The sequence below is a fragment of the Ilumatobacteraceae bacterium genome (assembly GCA_033344875.1).
Lineage (GTDB): Bacteria > Actinomycetota > Acidimicrobiia > Acidimicrobiales > Ilumatobacteraceae > Ilumatobacter.
Map to the genome: position 1 here is coordinate 3,969,723 of JAWPMO010000001.1, position 15,391 is coordinate 3,985,113.

The following is a 15,391-nucleotide window of genomic DNA, read 5'->3' on the forward strand; positions in this document are numbered from 1 at the left end:
TCCGGGGCCGGCGGTCGGGTCAGGCGTCGGGAGCGACGAGCGCGATCGCCCGACCGATCCGGTACGCGGTCTCGGGCGGCCCGACGCGAGGCCCCGAACGGAGCGCGTCGGTCGTGATGCGGAGGTAGGCCTCGGCGAACGACGACCGCCGGGTGACGGCGCGCTCGGCCCGCCGAGCGACGGCGGGCCGTCCGAGCAAGCGGGCGGTCAGACGACCCACCTGGTAGTACGAGCCGTACCGCTCGTCGAGCAGCTGCGTGTACCGCTGGAGATGGGCGGCGTCGCCGGTGCGGATCGCCTCGTCGACCACCTCGGCCGCGAACCATCCGGTCTCGAGCGCGGCCTCGATGCCGGTCCGCGAGAACGGGTTGGCCGCGCCGGCGCTGTCGCCGACGAGCAGGTACGTCGGGCCGGCTGACGGGCCCACCGACAGGCCGACCGGGAGGCGGCGACCGCTCGGCGGGTCGACCGGCGGGCCGGTGATCCGCCAGGCATCCGAGCGGTCGTCGACCAGCCGCTGGAAGAGGTTGGCCGGATTGACGACCCGGAACGACGGTGAGGTCGACATCATCACGACGCCGACGGTCACCGTGCCGTCGCCGACGGGATACATCCAGCCGTGGCCGATGATCGGCGTGCCGGAGCGGTCGCGGAGGTCGAGGATCAGTTCGACGGTGTCGGCGTCGTGGGCGTCGGACGGGAAGGCGGCCTGGTGGGCGAGGCCGTAGGGCCAGCTCGGCTCGCGGAACGTGCCGAGCGCCCGACCGAACTGGCTGTTGGCCCCGTCGGCGATCACGGTGTACCCGGCGCGGGCCTCGAACGCGGTGCCGTCGGGCGCGGTGACGAGTGCGCCGCGGACGAAGCCGCGGTCGATGATCGGGGCGGTCGCGGTGTGCCCGGTGAGGATCGTGACCCCGGCCGCCGTGGCGCTCGCGGCGAGGGTCCGGCCGAGGCCGTTGGACACCAGGCCGTGATCGGGGAGATCGGGATGGTCGGGCCACTCGACGCGAGACGAGTGCTCGGCGGTGGTCAGCCGGACGTGGTCGACCCGATGTCCCTCAGGCGCCCCGACCCGCAGTCGTTCGAGCATGTGGAGCGCCCGAGGGTTGAGGAGCGCCGACGCGCGACCGGGCTCGTGGGATGTCTCACGTTCGATGACGACGACGCGATGGCCGCGCCGTGCGAGTTCGAGCGCCGTTGAAGCACCCGCCGGCCCCCCGCCGACGACGAGTGCGTCGGACCGGGCGGACGGGTGGGCGGTCACCCTTGCTCGGGTTGACCTGCGTTGGCCGAGTCGGCGAGTGGCTCGGTTCGGGCCGGACCGGGACCGATCGGGATGATCGTGTCGTCGACCTCTTCGAGCGCGAGGAGCGACTCGCCGCCCTCGAGCGCATCGAACAGCGGCGACTCCTCGGAGCACCACTTCTCGAACTCTTCGTCGTACGCCTCGTTCTCGTCGGCGCCGCCGAGCACGTAGCGCTCGTGGCAGACCACCCCGAGCAGTTCGTAGTCGGTCAGCGCACCGCCGGCGTCGGCACCCTGTGCCGGCATGACGCCCTGTTCGCCGGTGACGCGGGCGCCGCCTTCGCGGTCGGGATCGCCGTAGATCTCGATCTCCGCCAGCGAGTACTCGGCCGAACCCCAGTACACGAACCGGAGCTGGTCTTCGATGTTGGGGAAGGTCTTGAGGACCTCGCCGTCCGTGAACGCGTAGCCGACGCCACCCTGGCCGGCGCCGCCGTGGCAGGAGGCGCAGTTGCCGTAGACGAGTTCGCCCTCGGCGAGCGGGCCGGCGGCCTCTTCGGCCTGCGTGGTGACTGCGCGGGCGTACATGAACGCCCACACGGGCAGGAGCGCCAGCGCGGTCATGGCCCAGAACGGCACCTTCTTGCGCGACTTGTAGGCCGCGACCACGGGGATGTCGGGCTTGGGCGGCTCGGGTGCGGCCGGCGAGGGTGCGGCGGCGCGCTCGACCGGCCCGCTCGGAGCGGCGGCGGCCGGCGCCGACGACGATGTGGTGGCCGGGGTCGATGCCGCGGGGGCGGCATCGCCACCCTCGGCGTCGCCGCCACCCATCGCGGACCGCCGTTCGCGGCTGCGCTTGAGCAGATGTTCGGGGATCTCGGTCATCGCAGGACTCCGCCGGTGGCGTCGGGTGAGATGTTCGTGCTGTCGGTCATCGAGTTTGTCTCCGGTGCGAGTGAGGGAGCGCCAGCGAGTGAGCGGTTGGTCCGTGGCCGTCGTGGCCGGGAACGCTGTGGCAACGATAGACGGCCGGAGGTGGCTTTCCCGAATTTCTCCGGAGAACTCGTGCACTTATGCACAACCTGCCCGGGCCGACAAACTGCACTGCCAGACTGGATGTCTCCCGGCGAGGCCGGGCGACTACAGTACGACAAGTCGACTTCGTGCTGGTGTTCGTGAGGCGCAGCTGTGCCTCCACATCAGGACGGATCGAGATCTAGTTCGACGACAGACGCTTCGATGACGACAGCACCGGCACACGAAAGGGCACGACGATCCAGATGATGATCGCCTTCAACTGGTGGAACCCCCTCGAGGGCAAGGCGGTTCCGGGCATCAACACGGCGTTCCTCGTGTCGTTGATCGCCACCACCGTCATGACGCTCGTGGCGATCCCGTACGGCAAGCGCCGCCCCAAGGGCACGCCCTTCTCGTGGGGCGAGGCCATGCTCGGCTCGGTCTACGTCTTCGGCGTGCTGTTCCTCGCCTTCGGTGTGGTGCCGCACCAGTGGATCGACCACGCCGACAAGAACCTCGGCTGGGACCGCACCAACATCATCTACGGCCCGTTCGACATCCTGAAGCCCGATTCCCTCGGTGGCTGGAATCCGATCACGCTGCAGTACGAGGCGATCCGCGACATCGTCGTCGTGATCATCCACGTCTACTTCTTCGGCCTGATGCTCTTCATCTGGAGCTGGTGGCAGAAGCGCGGCGACGACGCCGGCCAGAAAGAGATCCCGACCAGCACCTACGGTCGCCCCCTGGTGAAGAAGAGCTGACCCATGGCGAAGACCGACGCGAATCCCCCGATGATGCCGTACACCGACGAGTACTCGCTCGTCGAGGTCGACGCGGACTATCTGACGCGGGCGGTCAAGCCGAAGCAGTTCATCCACATCGACCAGTCCGAGTGCATCGCCTGCGAGGGATGTGTCGACATCTGCCCGTGGAAATGCATCCACATGGTCAACACGAGCGCGATCGTCGAAGCCGACGGCACCGAGCAGCCGGGGCTCGACCCGTCCGACGCCTTCATGTTCACCATCGACGACGACATCTGCACCCGGTGTGCGTTGTGCGTCGATCGGTGCCCGACCGGGGTCATCATCCTCGGCAAGATCGGCCAGCCCACCGCGGCCGGCGATTCCCATGCCCGCACCAACAGCCATGGCTACGGCTATGGCATGAGGCTCTGAGCGAGACATTTCATGGCAAAGATCATTGACGACACACCGAAGCCCACGATCAAGGATCGGGTGCAGACCGCGACCGACAACGTGCAGGGCGGTCAGGTCTGGTCGAGCATCTTCCGGCCGGGTTCGATCTTCCGCAAGGGCTACAGCGACAGCCCCCGCAACCGTTCCTACGTGATCATGAACTCGGTGCTGTACCACCTGCACCCGGTCAAGGTGAAGCGACATGCGGTCAAGGTGAGCTACACGCTCTGCCTCGGCGGACTCAGCTTCTTCCTCTTCATCCTGCTCACGGTCACCGGCATCTTCCTGATGTTCTTCTACCGACCCGAAGCGACCGCGGCGTGGGACGACATCTCCAACCTGCAGACCTCGGTCACGTTCGGTCTCCTGGTCAGGAACATGCACAGATGGGGCGCGCACCTGATGGTGCTGTCCGTGTTCCTCCACATGGCGCGCGTGTTCTACCACGGCGCCTACAAGGCCCCGCGCGAGTTCAACTGGGTCATCGGTGTCATGCTGCTCAAGCTCACGCTGCTGCTGTCGTTCACCGGCTACCTGCTGCCGTGGGACCAGTTGGCGCTCTGGGCCGTCGCCGTGGGTACCAACATGATGGGGTACACCCCGGTGTTCGGTCAGGACGTCAGATTCGTGCTGCTCGGCGGTGCCGAGATCGGCTCCGAGACGCTCCTGCGCTGGTACGTGCTGCACGTGCTCTTCCTGCCCTTCGTCATCGTCATCTTCATGGCCATCCACTTCTGGAGAGTCCGAAAAGATGGCGGCATCAGTGGACCGTTGTGATCGGAGTTCGATGTGACTGAAATCCCCGAACATCTGTTGAAGCGGGCCAAGGAGGCGCGCGACAAGTCGACGGCTGCCGAACCGGCGGCCGAGGCGGCCGCGCCCGCCGACGAGCCGGCCGGCGACTCACGCATCCCCGAACACCTGCTGCAGCGCAGCAAGGCGGCCAAGGCCAAGTCCGAAGGCGGCGACGCCGAGGCGGCGGGCGGCGGTGTCGCCGTTGCCGACAAGGTCGCGTCGGTCGTGCAGGCCACCCCCGGCGGTGGTGGCGTCCCGATCGGCGCCGGTCCCGGCGGTCACACGCAGCGGTTGTTGACCGTCGTCAAGTCCGGGTCGATCCAAGACGTCAAGGCCCAGCCGGTCGACAAGGTACACACCTGGCCCCACCTGCTCGCCGCCGAGTTCGTCGCGTCGCTCGCCTGCCTGACGTTCACGTTCCTGTTCTCGATCTGGGTCAACGCCCCGTTGCTCCAGCTCTCCAACCCCAACCAGACCCCCAACCCGTCGAAGGCCCCGTGGTACTTCCTCGGTCTGCAGGAACTCCTCACGATGTTCCACCCGATGATCGCCGGTGTGACGATCCCCGGTGTCGGTCTGATCATCCTGATCTTCGCCCCGTACATCGACAAGAACCCCTCGAACAAGCCCGAAGATCGCAAGTTCGCGATCTCGCTCATGACCGTGCACCTGATGTTCTGGGCGGTGCTCGTCATGATCGGTTCGTTCTTCCGGGGACCCGGATTCAACTTCACGCTGCCATGGCGCGACGGACTCTTCTTCGAGCTGTGAGTGTTGAAGTAGGCAAGGAGGCAACAACATCATGAATGCAACCGCCGTCATCATCATCGCCATCGGCGCAGCCGTCGTACTCGGCGCGCTCGCGTTCCTCACGCTCGCCCGTCGTACCGACGTCCGTGGAGCGGGCGCGCTCAGCGCCGAAACGGTCAAGCGCGACACGTCGGCCCGACGCAGCAGCGAAGCACTCGTCGACGCCCGCTCGGGCGCCGAGGTCGAAGCCGCCGCCGCAGCAGCTCGCAAGCCCGGCGCCGGGCTCGCCCCGGTCTCGTCCGACACCGGCATCACCCCGTGGACCCCGCCGGATCCCGAGGCGCTCGGCGTCAGCCGTCGCCAGTTCTTCAACCGTGCGACGATCTCGCTCATGGCCGCCGGCCTCGGGACCTTCTCGGCCGCGAGCTTCGTGGCGTTCCTCTGGCCGACCAAGACCGGTGGCTTCGGCGGCAAGGTGCCGATCGGCCGGATCGACGACATCCGCTCGGGTATCCGCACCGGCAACGGGTTCTTCTACGCTCCCGAGGCCCGGGCCTGGGTCACCGAGTACCCGTCCGACGCGATTCCCAAGGCCGAGGAGGCGTACGGCACCAGCCTGATGCCCGGCATCGAGCAGGGCTTCATCGCCAGCTACCAGAAGTGCCCGCACCTCGGTTGCCGCGTCCCGCAGTGCGTCTCGAGCCAGTGGTTCGAGTGTGGTTGCCACGGCTCGCAGTACAACCGGGTCGGCGAGAAGAAGGGCGGTCCGGCCCCGCGCGGCATGGACCACTTCCCGCTCGAGTTCTCGGCGGCCGGCGAGGTCACCGTCGACACCGGCACGATCGTCCAGGGCGTCGCGATCGGCGTCAACACGACCGGGCAAGAGGCCGAAGGTCCACACTGCGTCGGAGCCGCTGAGCACTGATGCGCATCCCCTCGATCGTCTCCCCGAACCAGCCTGACGGAGCAGTAGCACGCCGATGATTGCACTCACATCCACCTCGATCGCGTGGCTGCTCTTCGCGATCATTCTCGGCGGTTGGGCCGTCTATGCCGTCCTCAACCTGCGGCAGGCCCACGACGAACTCGGCTCCGAAGTCGAGATGGCCGCGAACCGCAAGAAGTACTACGAAGACGAAGAGCTCGAAGGGCCGCGCCTGACCCGCGTGCTCGGGATCGGCGTGATCCTGCTGGTCATCGTCGTGGTCGGGCTGCCGCTCTACTGGATCCTCGAGCCGTCCCGGTTGGCCGGCGCCACCGAGGCCAAAGAGGAGCAGTTCATCGAGTGGGGTTCGCGCCTGTACGCCCCGACGGCCGACGGTGGCTTCAACTGCGCCGGCTGCCACGGCGCCAACGGTGGCGGCGGCGCCGCTCCGTACAACCTGACCGATCCGGCGACGGGCGACGTGACGGCGGTCAGCTGGGCCGCACCGGCGCTCAACACGATCTTCTACCGGTTCGACGAAGACGAGGTCCGCTTCATCCTCGTGTACGGGCGTCCGTTCTCGCCGATGTCGCCGTGGGGCGTCGAGGGTGGCGGCCCGATGAACGACCAGCAGATCGACACGCTGCTGGCGTACCTCCACAGCATCCAGATCGACCGCGAAGACTGTGGCGTCGGCGAAGACGACGCCGCCACGTGCCCGTCGGGTCACCTGCCGAGCGACATCCAAGACGACATCGATCAGCTGGCGCAGGCCTCGGTCGACGACGGCACCTACGCCTCCTACGGCGAGGCGCTCTACAACCTCGAACTCGCCAGCGGTGCCTACAGCTGCGCCCGGTGCCACACCCCTGGTTGGAGCTGGGGCGACCCCGGCGTCAGTGGCCAGGGCGCGTTCGGTTGGAACCTCACCGGCGGCAAGGCCAACTCGGCGTTCCCCAACGAGGCAGACATGATCGACTTCATCAAGAACGGCTCCGTGCTCGGTGCCAAGTACGGCATCCAGGGCCAGGGCAGCGGCCGCATGCCCGGCTTCGGCTCGATGCTCACCGATGAGCAGGTCCAAGCCATCGTCGAATACGTGAGGAGCTTGTGATGCACGCAGCGCTGCTGGCCATCAACTGGGAGCCCGAGCTCCGCGGCATTCTCACCGTCATCATCGGCACGGTCGTGTGGATGGGTTCGATCTACCTGATCCTCGGCACCAACCTCGGTGCCCGGCTCGGCTTCCTCGTCGCGTTCACCGGCCTCATGGGCTGGATGGCGCTGATGGGCATGGTGTGGTGGATCTACGGCATCGGCCTCAGGGGCGACGTGCCCGAGTGGAAGCAGATCCCCGGCCAGACCGTGATCCAAGAGGTCGATCTGCTGCATCAGGCAGGTGTGCTCGACGACCCGATCGAGATCGACCCGTCCGACCCGGTCGTCGCGTCTGCCGTGGTCAAGGACCAGCTCGAGAGCCAGGGCTGGTACCAGGTCGCCGAATCGGCCCCCGAGTTCGGCCAGGCCGAAGCGTCCGCCGGGGTGTTCCTCGAAGAAGAGGGTGCCCTCGGGCCCGGCGAGTTCGAAGTCACCGCCGTGTACGAGGTCGACCCGCCCCACGAGTCGGCCTACCCCAAGCTCGGCCCGAACGGTGAGTTCGACCAGATCGCCTTCTTCCACAAGCCGTACTACACGCTGGTCGAAGTCGCGCCCTTCGTCGAGCTGCGTCCCGAGGAGGGCCGTGCGCCCATCCCACCCGAGGTCGACGAGACCCAGCAGCGCCAGTACGTCTACATGATCCGCGATCTCGGTTCGCTGCGCGAACCGGCCGCGTACATCACGATCGGTTCGACCCTCATGTTCCTCGTGCTGTGCTTCTTCCTGCACCGGCGTGATCGGATCGTCGCCGAGAACCGAGCCCGAAAGGCGCTGGCGCAAGGCTGATCATGGCCCAGTACCTGCCATTCGTCGTGCTGATGGCGTTGGCCATCGCGTTCGGTGGCCTGAGCTTCGTCGCATCCCGCCTCCTGGCGCCGAACCGTCCGTCGGCCGCCAAGGAAGCGCCCTACGAGTGCGGCATCGTCCCCAGTCGCGAGCCGCCCGAGCGGTTCCCGGTCAGCTTCTACATCGTCGCGATGCTGTTCATCATGTTCGACATCGAGATCATCTTCCTGTACCCGTACGCCGTCGAGAGCGGCACGCTGGGCACGTTCGGGTTCTGGTCGATCGTGATGTTCTCGGTCGTGTTCTTCCTGACGTTCGTGTACGAGGTCGCCCGCGGCGGTCTCGAATGGGGGCCGCTCCACACCTATCGACGCCTCGATCGCGATGCAGCGATGGTGTCGGCCGAGCGCGACTCGACCACCACGATCCGCCGCGTCGGCCTCGAGGGCCGTGTCGACGCCGGCGAATCGTCCACCGAGATCGAAGCTGCCTAGGAGGCCACGTGGGAGTCATCGATGATGTGCTCGCCGACGGAATCGGCGGTCTGAGCCACAACGCGATCACCGGAAAACTCGAAGACCTCGTCAACTGGTCCCGGTCGCGCTCGTCGTGGCCGGCCTCGTTCGGCCTCGCCTGCTGTGCGATCGAGATGATGGCCACCGGCGCCGCGCACTACGACATGTCGCGCTTCGGCATGGAGGTCTTCCGTGCGTCGCCGCGTCAGGCCGACATCATGATCGTCGCCGGTCGCGTCAGCCAGAAGATGGCGCCCGTGCTCCGCCAGGTCTACGACCAGATGATGGAGCCCAAGTGGGTCATCTCGATGGGCGTGTGCGCCAGCTCCGGCGGCATGTTCAACAACTACGCGATCGTCCAGGGTGTCGATCAGGTCGTCCCGGTCGATGTCTATGCGCCGGGCTGCCCCCCGACGCCCGAGACACTCATCCACGCGATCGAGACGCTCCACCAGAAGATCGAAGACGGCGAGATCATGCGTCGTCGGGCCGAGACCGGCGCCGGCGCCAATCTCCACGTCGAAGAGATCGCTGCGACCACGACGCCCGTCCTCCTGGGAACCAAGTGACATGAGCGAAGTGAGCGACGACACCACCCTCGCGGCCGGAGACGGGTCCGACGCCACCACCGACCTGTACGGCTGCATCGCCGGTGACAGCCTCGGGCAGACCGTGCTGCACCCGACCCGCGAGCAGTACGTCGACGTCATCAAGACGCTCGCCGACGAGGGCTTCACGCTCGTCATCGACCTCTGCGGCGTCGACTATCTCCAGCACATGCGGCGGCCGCTGCCCGCCGGCGTCGTCCCCGAGCGCTTCGAGGTCGTCGTGAACCTGCTCGACATCACGCACCGGCGGCGGATCCGCGTCCGGGTCCAGGTCCCCGATTCCGACCCGACGCTGCCGTCGCTGTTCGACGTCCATCCGGGGAGCGAGGCGTACGAGCGCGAGACCTACGACATGTTCGGCGTCGTCTTCACCGACCACCCCGACATGACCCGCATCCTGATGCCGGAAGACTGGGACGGCCACCCGCTCCGCAAGGACTACGCGGTCGGCACGATTCCCGTCCAGTTCAAGGGAGCGAACTCGTGACCGCGACCGACTGGACCCCGTCCCGGGCCCCCGCCCAGACCTCCGAGGGCGCGCAGGAGATGACCGCCCGTTCCGAGATGGGCCCGCGCGAACTGCTCCGCGAGGTCGGCTCGGTGCTGCGCATGAGCGAGGCCGAAGCGGCCCTCCTCGGCGATCTCCCGGAAGATCCCGACGAAGACCAGACCATGATCATCAACATGGGTCCGCAGCACCCGTCGACCCACGGCGTGCTCCGACTCATGCTCGAACTCCAGGGTGAGACGGTGCTCCGGTGCAAGCCGATCATCGGGTACCTGCACACCGGCATGGAGAAGACCGGCGAGCAGCTGACGTTCATGCAGGGCGGCACCAATGTCACCCGCATGGACTATCTGAGCCCGATGGCCAATGAGCTCGTGTTCTCGATGGCCACCGAGAAGTTGCTCGGCATCGACGGCGACATCCCCGAGCGCGCGGTCTGGATGCGGATGCTCCTCGCCGAGCTCAACCGCATGAGCAGCCACCTGCTGTTCATGGCGACCAACGGCATGGACCTCGGCGCCGTGTCGATGATGATCTACGGCTGGCGCGAGCGCGAAGAGGTGCTGCGCTTCTTCCAGAGGGTCACGGGACTGCGGATGAACCACAACTTCATCCGTCCGGGTGGGCTCGCCGCCGACCTGCCGCCGGGTTGGCGCGACGACGTACTGCGCCTCCTCGACCTGATTCCCGAACGGCTCGAGGAGTACGACATCCTCATGACCGGTCAGCCGATCTGGCGTGAGCGGTTGCAGGGCGTCGGCGTGATCACGCCCGACGAGGCCCTCGCACTCGGTGCCGTCGGCCCGATCCTGCGCTCGACCGGCGTCGCCTGGGACCTCCGGCGCGACATGCCCTACCTGCGCTACGACGAGATGGACTTCGATGTCATCGTCGGTACCTACGGCGACGCGTACGACCGGTACGCGATCCGCCTCAACGAGATCCGCGAGTCGATGAAGATCGTCCGCCAGATCCTCGACCGGATGCCCGAAGGTGACTTCCGCATCCAGGACAAGAAGGTCACGCCGCCGCCGCGCGCTCGCATCGACGAGTCGATGGAGGCACTGATCCACCACTTCAAGATCTTCACCGAGGGTTTCAAGGTGCCCGAGGGTGAGGTCTACATGGGGATCGAGTCGCCGCGTGGCGAGATCGGCTGCTACATCGCGTCCGACGGATCGCCCACGCCCTACCGGATGCACATGCGGGCCCCGTCGTTCGCGAACATCCAGTGCCTCCCCCACATGATGCGCGGTGGCCTGGTCGCCGACGCGGTCGCCGTGATCTCGAGCGTCGACCCCGTGCTCGGAGACGTCGACCGATGATGACGACCGTTGCTCGGAGGACCGCATGAGCCGCCTGAACGATCAGAACGTGGCGTTGGCTCGCGAGATCATCGCTCGCTATCCGAAGCAGAAGTCGGCGTTGATCCCGCTCGTGCACCTGTCGCAGGAGCAGAACGGGTACGTGACCGAGGAGGCGATGCGACACGTCGCAGAACTCATCGACGTCACGCCGGCCGAGGTCTACGGAACGGCCAGCTTCTACGAGATGTTCCGGTTCGAGCCGACCGGCAAGTACCTCATCAACATGTGCGGCACGATGTCGTGTGCGCTCATGGGAGCGAACGAGTTGATGCATCACGCCGAACACAAGCTCGGGGTCAAGGCCGGCAGCACCACACCCGACGGCTTGTTCACGCTCCAGCACGCCGAGTGCCAGGCCGCGTGCACCGAGGCGCCGACGCTCCAGGTCAACTACCGCCACCGGTATCGCGTGACGCCGGAAGAGTTCGACCAGCTGATCGACGACCTGTCGTCCGGCAACCTCGACGGCGAGATCCCGCCGCACGGCACGCTCGGCCGCAATCGTCAGCTCATCCCGACCGACAAGGCGGTGGGCGCCGTACATCCCGATGACGTCGACGGTGGTCCGGCGTGGGTCACGATCACGGAGGCCGAGTCATGACCGCCGCCGGTTCCTACGAGTGGGCGCCCGGGTACTACGACGACGGCGACCGCCCACAGATCGTGACGTCGCGATTCCGGTACGACGACTCGTACACGCTCGACCGGTACCTGTCGACCGGTGGTTACGAGGGGCTCCGCAAGGCGCTCGACTCGAAGCCGGAGGACGTCCACACCGAGGTCCGCAACTCGACGCTGCTCGGTCGCGGCGGCGCCGGTTTCCCGGCCGGCGTCAAGTGGGGATTCACCCCGCAGGGCGTGTGGCCGCGCTACCTCGTCGTCAACGGTGATGAGTCGGAACCCGGCACCTACAAGGACCGCCTCCTCATGGAGCTCGATCCGCACCAGCTGATCGAGGGCTGCCTGATCGCCTGCTACGCGGCCGGACTCAGCCAGTGCTTCCTCTACGTCCGTGGCGAGATGGCGCTGGCGCACGAGCGCATCGCGGCCGCACTCAACGACGCGTACGACAACGGCTACGTCGGCAAGAACATCCTCGGCACCGACTTCAGCGTCGACATCGTCCTGCACTGGGGTGCCGGCGCCTACGTGGTGGGCGAGGAGACCGCGCTGATCGAGTCGCTCGAAGGCGAGCGCGGCATGCCGCGCCTCAAGCCGCCGTTCTTCCCCGCCGCCGTCGGGCTGTACGGCAAGCCGACGATCGTCAACAACGTCGAGACGCTCGCCAACCTGCCGTTCATCGCCAAGAACGGTTCGGCCGCGTACACGGCGATCGGCACCGAGACCTCGCCGGGCACCCGCATGATCGCGGTCTCCGGACACGTCAAGCGGCCGGGCGTGTACGAGATCGTCAACGGTTCGACCACCTTCCGTGACCTGATCTACGGCGACGAGTTCGCCCAGGGCATCCGCGACGACAACGACCTCAAGGCGTTCGTCCCCGGTGGCGGTTCGGCACCGTGGTTCCTGCCCGACCAGCTCGACATCGCGTTCGAGGGCAAAGAGGCGGGCCAAGCCGGTTCGATGCTCGGTTCGGGCGCGGTGATGGTCATGGACTCGACCACCGACATCCCCGCGGCCGCCCTGACCCTCGTGAAGTTCTACGCCCATGAATCGTGCGGCAAATGTGTGCCGTGTCGCGAGGGTGGCACCTGGCTGTACCGCATCCTCGAGCGCATCGTGGCCGGCGAGGGCACCGACGCCGACCTCGCGACGATCCTCGAGGTCGGCGAGACGATCTGCCCCGGTGAGATGCCACACGCGGCGAGCGAACGCCTCGGCATCGAGGCCCGGCCGTTCCCCTACAAGATGACGACGATCTGCTTCGTGGGCCCGTCTGCGTACGTGCCGGTCCACTCGGCGATGACCCTGTTCCCCGAGGAGTTCGAGGCGCTCGTGACGAAACGTGAAGTGCGTTCGCTGATCCCGGTCACGGCCGCACCGGTCGGAGGTGGCGCATGAGCGACGAGACCAACGACGTGCGCGACGACGACGGCGACATCATCGAACCCGACACCGCTGCCGCCGACGGCACCGAGGCCGAGCACGACCCCGAGGTCCAGCCGACCGACGACGTTGCCGATGCCCCCACCGACCCCGAGCCCGAGCCCGATCCGAACCTGGTCACGATCACGCTGAACGGCCGCGAGGTGCCCACGCAGAAGGGCGAGCTGCTGATCGCGGCCGCCGAGCGGCACGGCGAGTACATCCCGCGTTTCTGCTACCACCCACGCATGAGCTCGGTCGGCATGTGCCGCCAGTGCATGGTCGAGGTCGATACCGGCCGCGGTCCGATGCTCCAACCGTCGTGCATGATCACCGTCGCTCCCGAGATGGTGGTCGAGACCGAGTCGCCCACCGCCAAGCGGGCGCAGGAGGGCATGATCGAGCTGCTGCTCGCCAACCATCCGCTCGACTGCCCGGTGTGCGACAAGGGCGGCGAATGCCCGCTCCAGGACCAGGCCTACTCGCACGGTCCCGGCGAGAGCCGCTACGTCGAGCAGAAGCGTCACTACGCGAAGCCGATCCCGATCAGCGAGAACGTGCTGCTCGACCGCGAGCGCTGCATCCTGTGCGACCGCTGCACCCGGTTCGCCGACGAGGTCGCCGGCGACAAGCTGATCCATTTCATCGACCGCGGCAACGGCACGCAGGTCAACACGTTCCCCGACGAGCCGTTCTCGTCGTACTTCTCCGGCAACACCGTGCAGATCTGCCCGGTCGGTGCCCTCACGGCGAAGCCCTACCGGTTCAAAGCTCGCCCGTGGGACCTCGAACAGGTCGAGTCCACGTGCACCACGTGCTCGGTCGGCTGTCGTATCTCGGTGCACTCCAGCCGCGACGAGCTGCTGCGTTTCCAGGGCGTCGACGTCGAGTCGGTCAACTGGGGTTGGATGTGCGACCGAGGTCGCTTCAACTTCGAAGCGATCGAGTCCGATCTGCGGATCGCGAACCCGCTCGTGCGTGGCGAGGCCGGCCTGGCCGAGACCTCGTGGAACAGCGCCATGTCGATCGCCGCCCAGCTGCTCGGCGATGCCGACCCCGGTGCGATCGGTCTCATCGGCGGGGCGCGCGGCACCAACGAAGACGCGTTCGCGTGGGCCGCGCTCGCCGATGCCATTGGCATCGAGCGTCGTGACGCCCAACTCGGCGACGGCCTGCCGGCCGAGATCCTCAGCGTGCCCCGGGCGACGATCGCCGAAGCCGCCAATGCGCCGACCGTCATCCTCGTGGGCCCCGACATCAAAGAAGAGTTGCCCGTGCTGTACCTCCGGCTGCGTGACGCGGTCGAGCAGGGGCGCACCAAGGTGATCGAGTTCTCCTCGCAGTCGACCGGCATGACGCGCTACGCCTGGAAGTCGATCCGGCACGCGCCGGGCGTCGCCCCGTCCGAGATCGCCAAGGCGCTCGCCGATCCCGCCGTCGCGGATCAGATCGCCACCGGCGACGTGGTCGTCGTCGGCGGTCGCAACAACCTCGCCGTCTCCGACGAGACCGCATTGTCGGCCGTGACCGCGGTGCTCGACGCCGTGCCCGCCGCTCGGCTCCTGCCCGCCTTGCGTCGCGGCAACGTCGTCGGTGCCCTCCAGCTGGGCCTGGCTCCTGCCACACCCGAGCACGATTCGCTCTCGACGTTGCGGGCCGCCGCCGACGGCAAGATCGACCTGCTGGTGCTGCTCGGCTCCGACCCGATCAACGACTGTCCCGATGCCGACCTCGCCCGCCGGGGTCTGGCCGGTGCCCGACGGGTGCTGTCGATCGACACGTTCCTGTCCGAGTCGACGCAGGTCGCCGACGTCGTGCTCCCCGCCGCAGCGTTCGGTGAACAGACGGGCACGACCACCAACCTCGAGGGTCGCGTCAGCCGGGTCAACCAGAAGGTCACCGCACACGGGATCTCTCGTCCCGACTGGATGATCGCCAGCGACCTGGCCCTCCATCTCGGTCACGATCTCGGATTCGGTTCGCACGACGACGTCACGACCGCGATCGCGTCGCGTGTCGCGGCCTACGCCGCCGCGACACCGGCGGCCGTCGACGCCGATCCCGAGGGCGTGCTCGCCGTCGGCTTCGATCGCGAGCTCCCCAGCGTCGCCGGACACGACGCTCCGCCGAGCGGCTACGACTATCGGCTGGTGGTCAGCCGCAAGCTCTACGATCGTGCGGTGCTCACGTCGATGTCGCCGTCGATCGCGAAGCTGCCGATCGGTGCCGGCGCCCACGTGCACCCACTCGATCTCGACCGCGTCGGCGAAGCCGAAGGTGTCGAGGTCCGACTGGTCAGCTCGAAGGGCTCCGTCGTGATGCCGCTCGTCGCCGACGACACGGTGCAGCGCGGCACGATCTGGGCCCCGTTCAACCAGGCCGGTGCCGACATCACCGAGCTGGTCGACGCCGCGGCAGCCGTCACCGACGTTCGAATCGAGCGCATCGCATGATCGTCTCGCTGCTCGC

The 15,391-nt window shown here is 67.4% G+C and carries 16 protein-coding genes; 14 read left to right on the top strand and 2 right to left on the bottom strand.

The features are described 5' to 3' along the window. Positions 1-19 precede the first annotated feature (19 nt). Both R8G01_18860 and R8G01_18865 read right to left on the bottom strand, forming a co-directional pair. Entirely contained in the window at positions 20-1,264 is a 1,245-nt protein-coding gene (locus tag R8G01_18860) for an NAD(P)/FAD-dependent oxidoreductase (GenBank protein ID MDW3216065.1), read from the bottom strand. After that, positions 1,261-2,130, bottom strand: a complete 870-nt coding sequence (locus R8G01_18865) for a hypothetical protein (protein ID MDW3216066.1) — start codon at positions 2,128-2,130, stop codon at positions 1,261-1,263. The genes R8G01_18860 and R8G01_18865 overlap by 4 nt, the downstream gene beginning before the upstream one ends. A 398-nt stretch (positions 2,131-2,528) precedes the next feature. Between R8G01_18865 and R8G01_18870 the strand changes: the two genes are divergently transcribed. From R8G01_18870 to nuoG, 14 genes are read left to right on the top strand one after another with little or no spacing between them, the layout of a single operon-like run. Beyond that, entirely contained in the window at positions 2,529-3,026 is a 498-nt protein-coding gene (locus R8G01_18870; protein MDW3216067.1) for a hypothetical protein, read from the top strand. Between the two features lie 3 nt (positions 3,027-3,029). Beyond that, positions 3,030-3,443 (top strand): 4Fe-4S dicluster domain-containing protein, encoded by a 414-nt coding sequence (locus tag R8G01_18875; protein MDW3216068.1) that lies wholly within the window; start codon positions 3,030-3,032, stop codon positions 3,441-3,443. Positions 3,444-3,455: 12 nt separating this feature from the next. Continuing rightward, positions 3,456-4,241 carry a selenite/tellurite reduction operon b-type cytochrome ExtP gene (extP, locus tag R8G01_18880; protein ID MDW3216069.1) on the top strand — a complete coding sequence of 262 codons (786 nt, stop codon included), beginning with the start codon at positions 3,456-3,458 and terminating at the stop codon, positions 4,239-4,241. Between the two features lie 12 nt (positions 4,242-4,253). Further along, complete coding sequence (locus R8G01_18885; GenBank protein ID MDW3216070.1) at positions 4,254-5,030, top strand: menaquinol-cytochrome c reductase cytochrome b subunit; 777 nt, start codon at positions 4,254-4,256, stop codon at positions 5,028-5,030. A 31-nt stretch (positions 5,031-5,061) separates the two neighbouring features. Beyond that, entirely contained in the window at positions 5,062-5,934 is an 873-nt protein-coding gene (locus tag R8G01_18890) for a Rieske 2Fe-2S domain-containing protein (protein MDW3216071.1), read from the top strand. A 55-nt stretch (positions 5,935-5,989) separates the two neighbouring features. Further along, a complete protein-coding gene (locus tag R8G01_18895; GenBank protein ID MDW3216072.1) occupies positions 5,990-7,048 on the top strand; it encodes a c-type cytochrome in 1,059 nt (352 codons plus the stop codon). Further along, a complete protein-coding gene (locus tag R8G01_18900) occupies positions 7,048-7,878 on the top strand; it encodes a hypothetical protein (protein MDW3216073.1) in 831 nt (276 codons plus the stop codon). Before R8G01_18895 ends, R8G01_18900 begins: the two co-directional genes overlap by 1 nt. 2 nt (positions 7,879-7,880) lie before the next feature. Continuing rightward, positions 7,881-8,372, top strand: a complete 492-nt coding sequence (gene ndhC / locus R8G01_18905; protein ID MDW3216074.1) for an NADH-quinone oxidoreductase subunit A — start codon at positions 7,881-7,883, stop codon at positions 8,370-8,372. Between the two features lie 17 nt (positions 8,373-8,389). Further along, a complete protein-coding gene (locus R8G01_18910; GenBank protein ID MDW3216075.1) occupies positions 8,390-8,962 on the top strand; it encodes an NADH-quinone oxidoreductase subunit B family protein in 573 nt (190 codons plus the stop codon). A gap of 1 nt (position 8,963) precedes the next feature. Continuing rightward, complete coding sequence (locus R8G01_18915) at positions 8,964-9,488, top strand: NADH-quinone oxidoreductase subunit C (protein MDW3216076.1); 525 nt, start codon at positions 8,964-8,966, stop codon at positions 9,486-9,488. Then, entirely contained in the window at positions 9,485-10,834 is a 1,350-nt protein-coding gene (gene nuoD, locus R8G01_18920) for an NADH dehydrogenase (quinone) subunit D (protein ID MDW3216077.1), read from the top strand. The genes R8G01_18915 and nuoD overlap by 4 nt, the downstream gene beginning before the upstream one ends. A gap of 25 nt (positions 10,835-10,859) precedes the next feature. Next, a complete protein-coding gene (locus R8G01_18925) occupies positions 10,860-11,477 on the top strand; it encodes an NAD(P)H-dependent oxidoreductase subunit E (protein MDW3216078.1) in 618 nt (205 codons plus the stop codon). After that, on the top strand, positions 11,474-12,898 hold the full coding sequence (gene nuoF, locus R8G01_18930; GenBank protein MDW3216079.1) for an NADH-quinone oxidoreductase subunit NuoF: 1,425 nt from the start codon (positions 11,474-11,476) through the stop codon (positions 12,896-12,898). Before R8G01_18925 ends, nuoF begins: the two co-directional genes overlap by 4 nt. Then, positions 12,895-15,375, top strand: coding sequence for an NADH-quinone oxidoreductase subunit NuoG (nuoG, locus tag R8G01_18935; GenBank protein ID MDW3216080.1), 2,481 nt, complete (start codon positions 12,895-12,897; stop codon positions 15,373-15,375). Before nuoF ends, nuoG begins: the two co-directional genes overlap by 4 nt. The last annotated feature ends 16 nt before the right edge of the window (positions 15,376-15,391 follow it).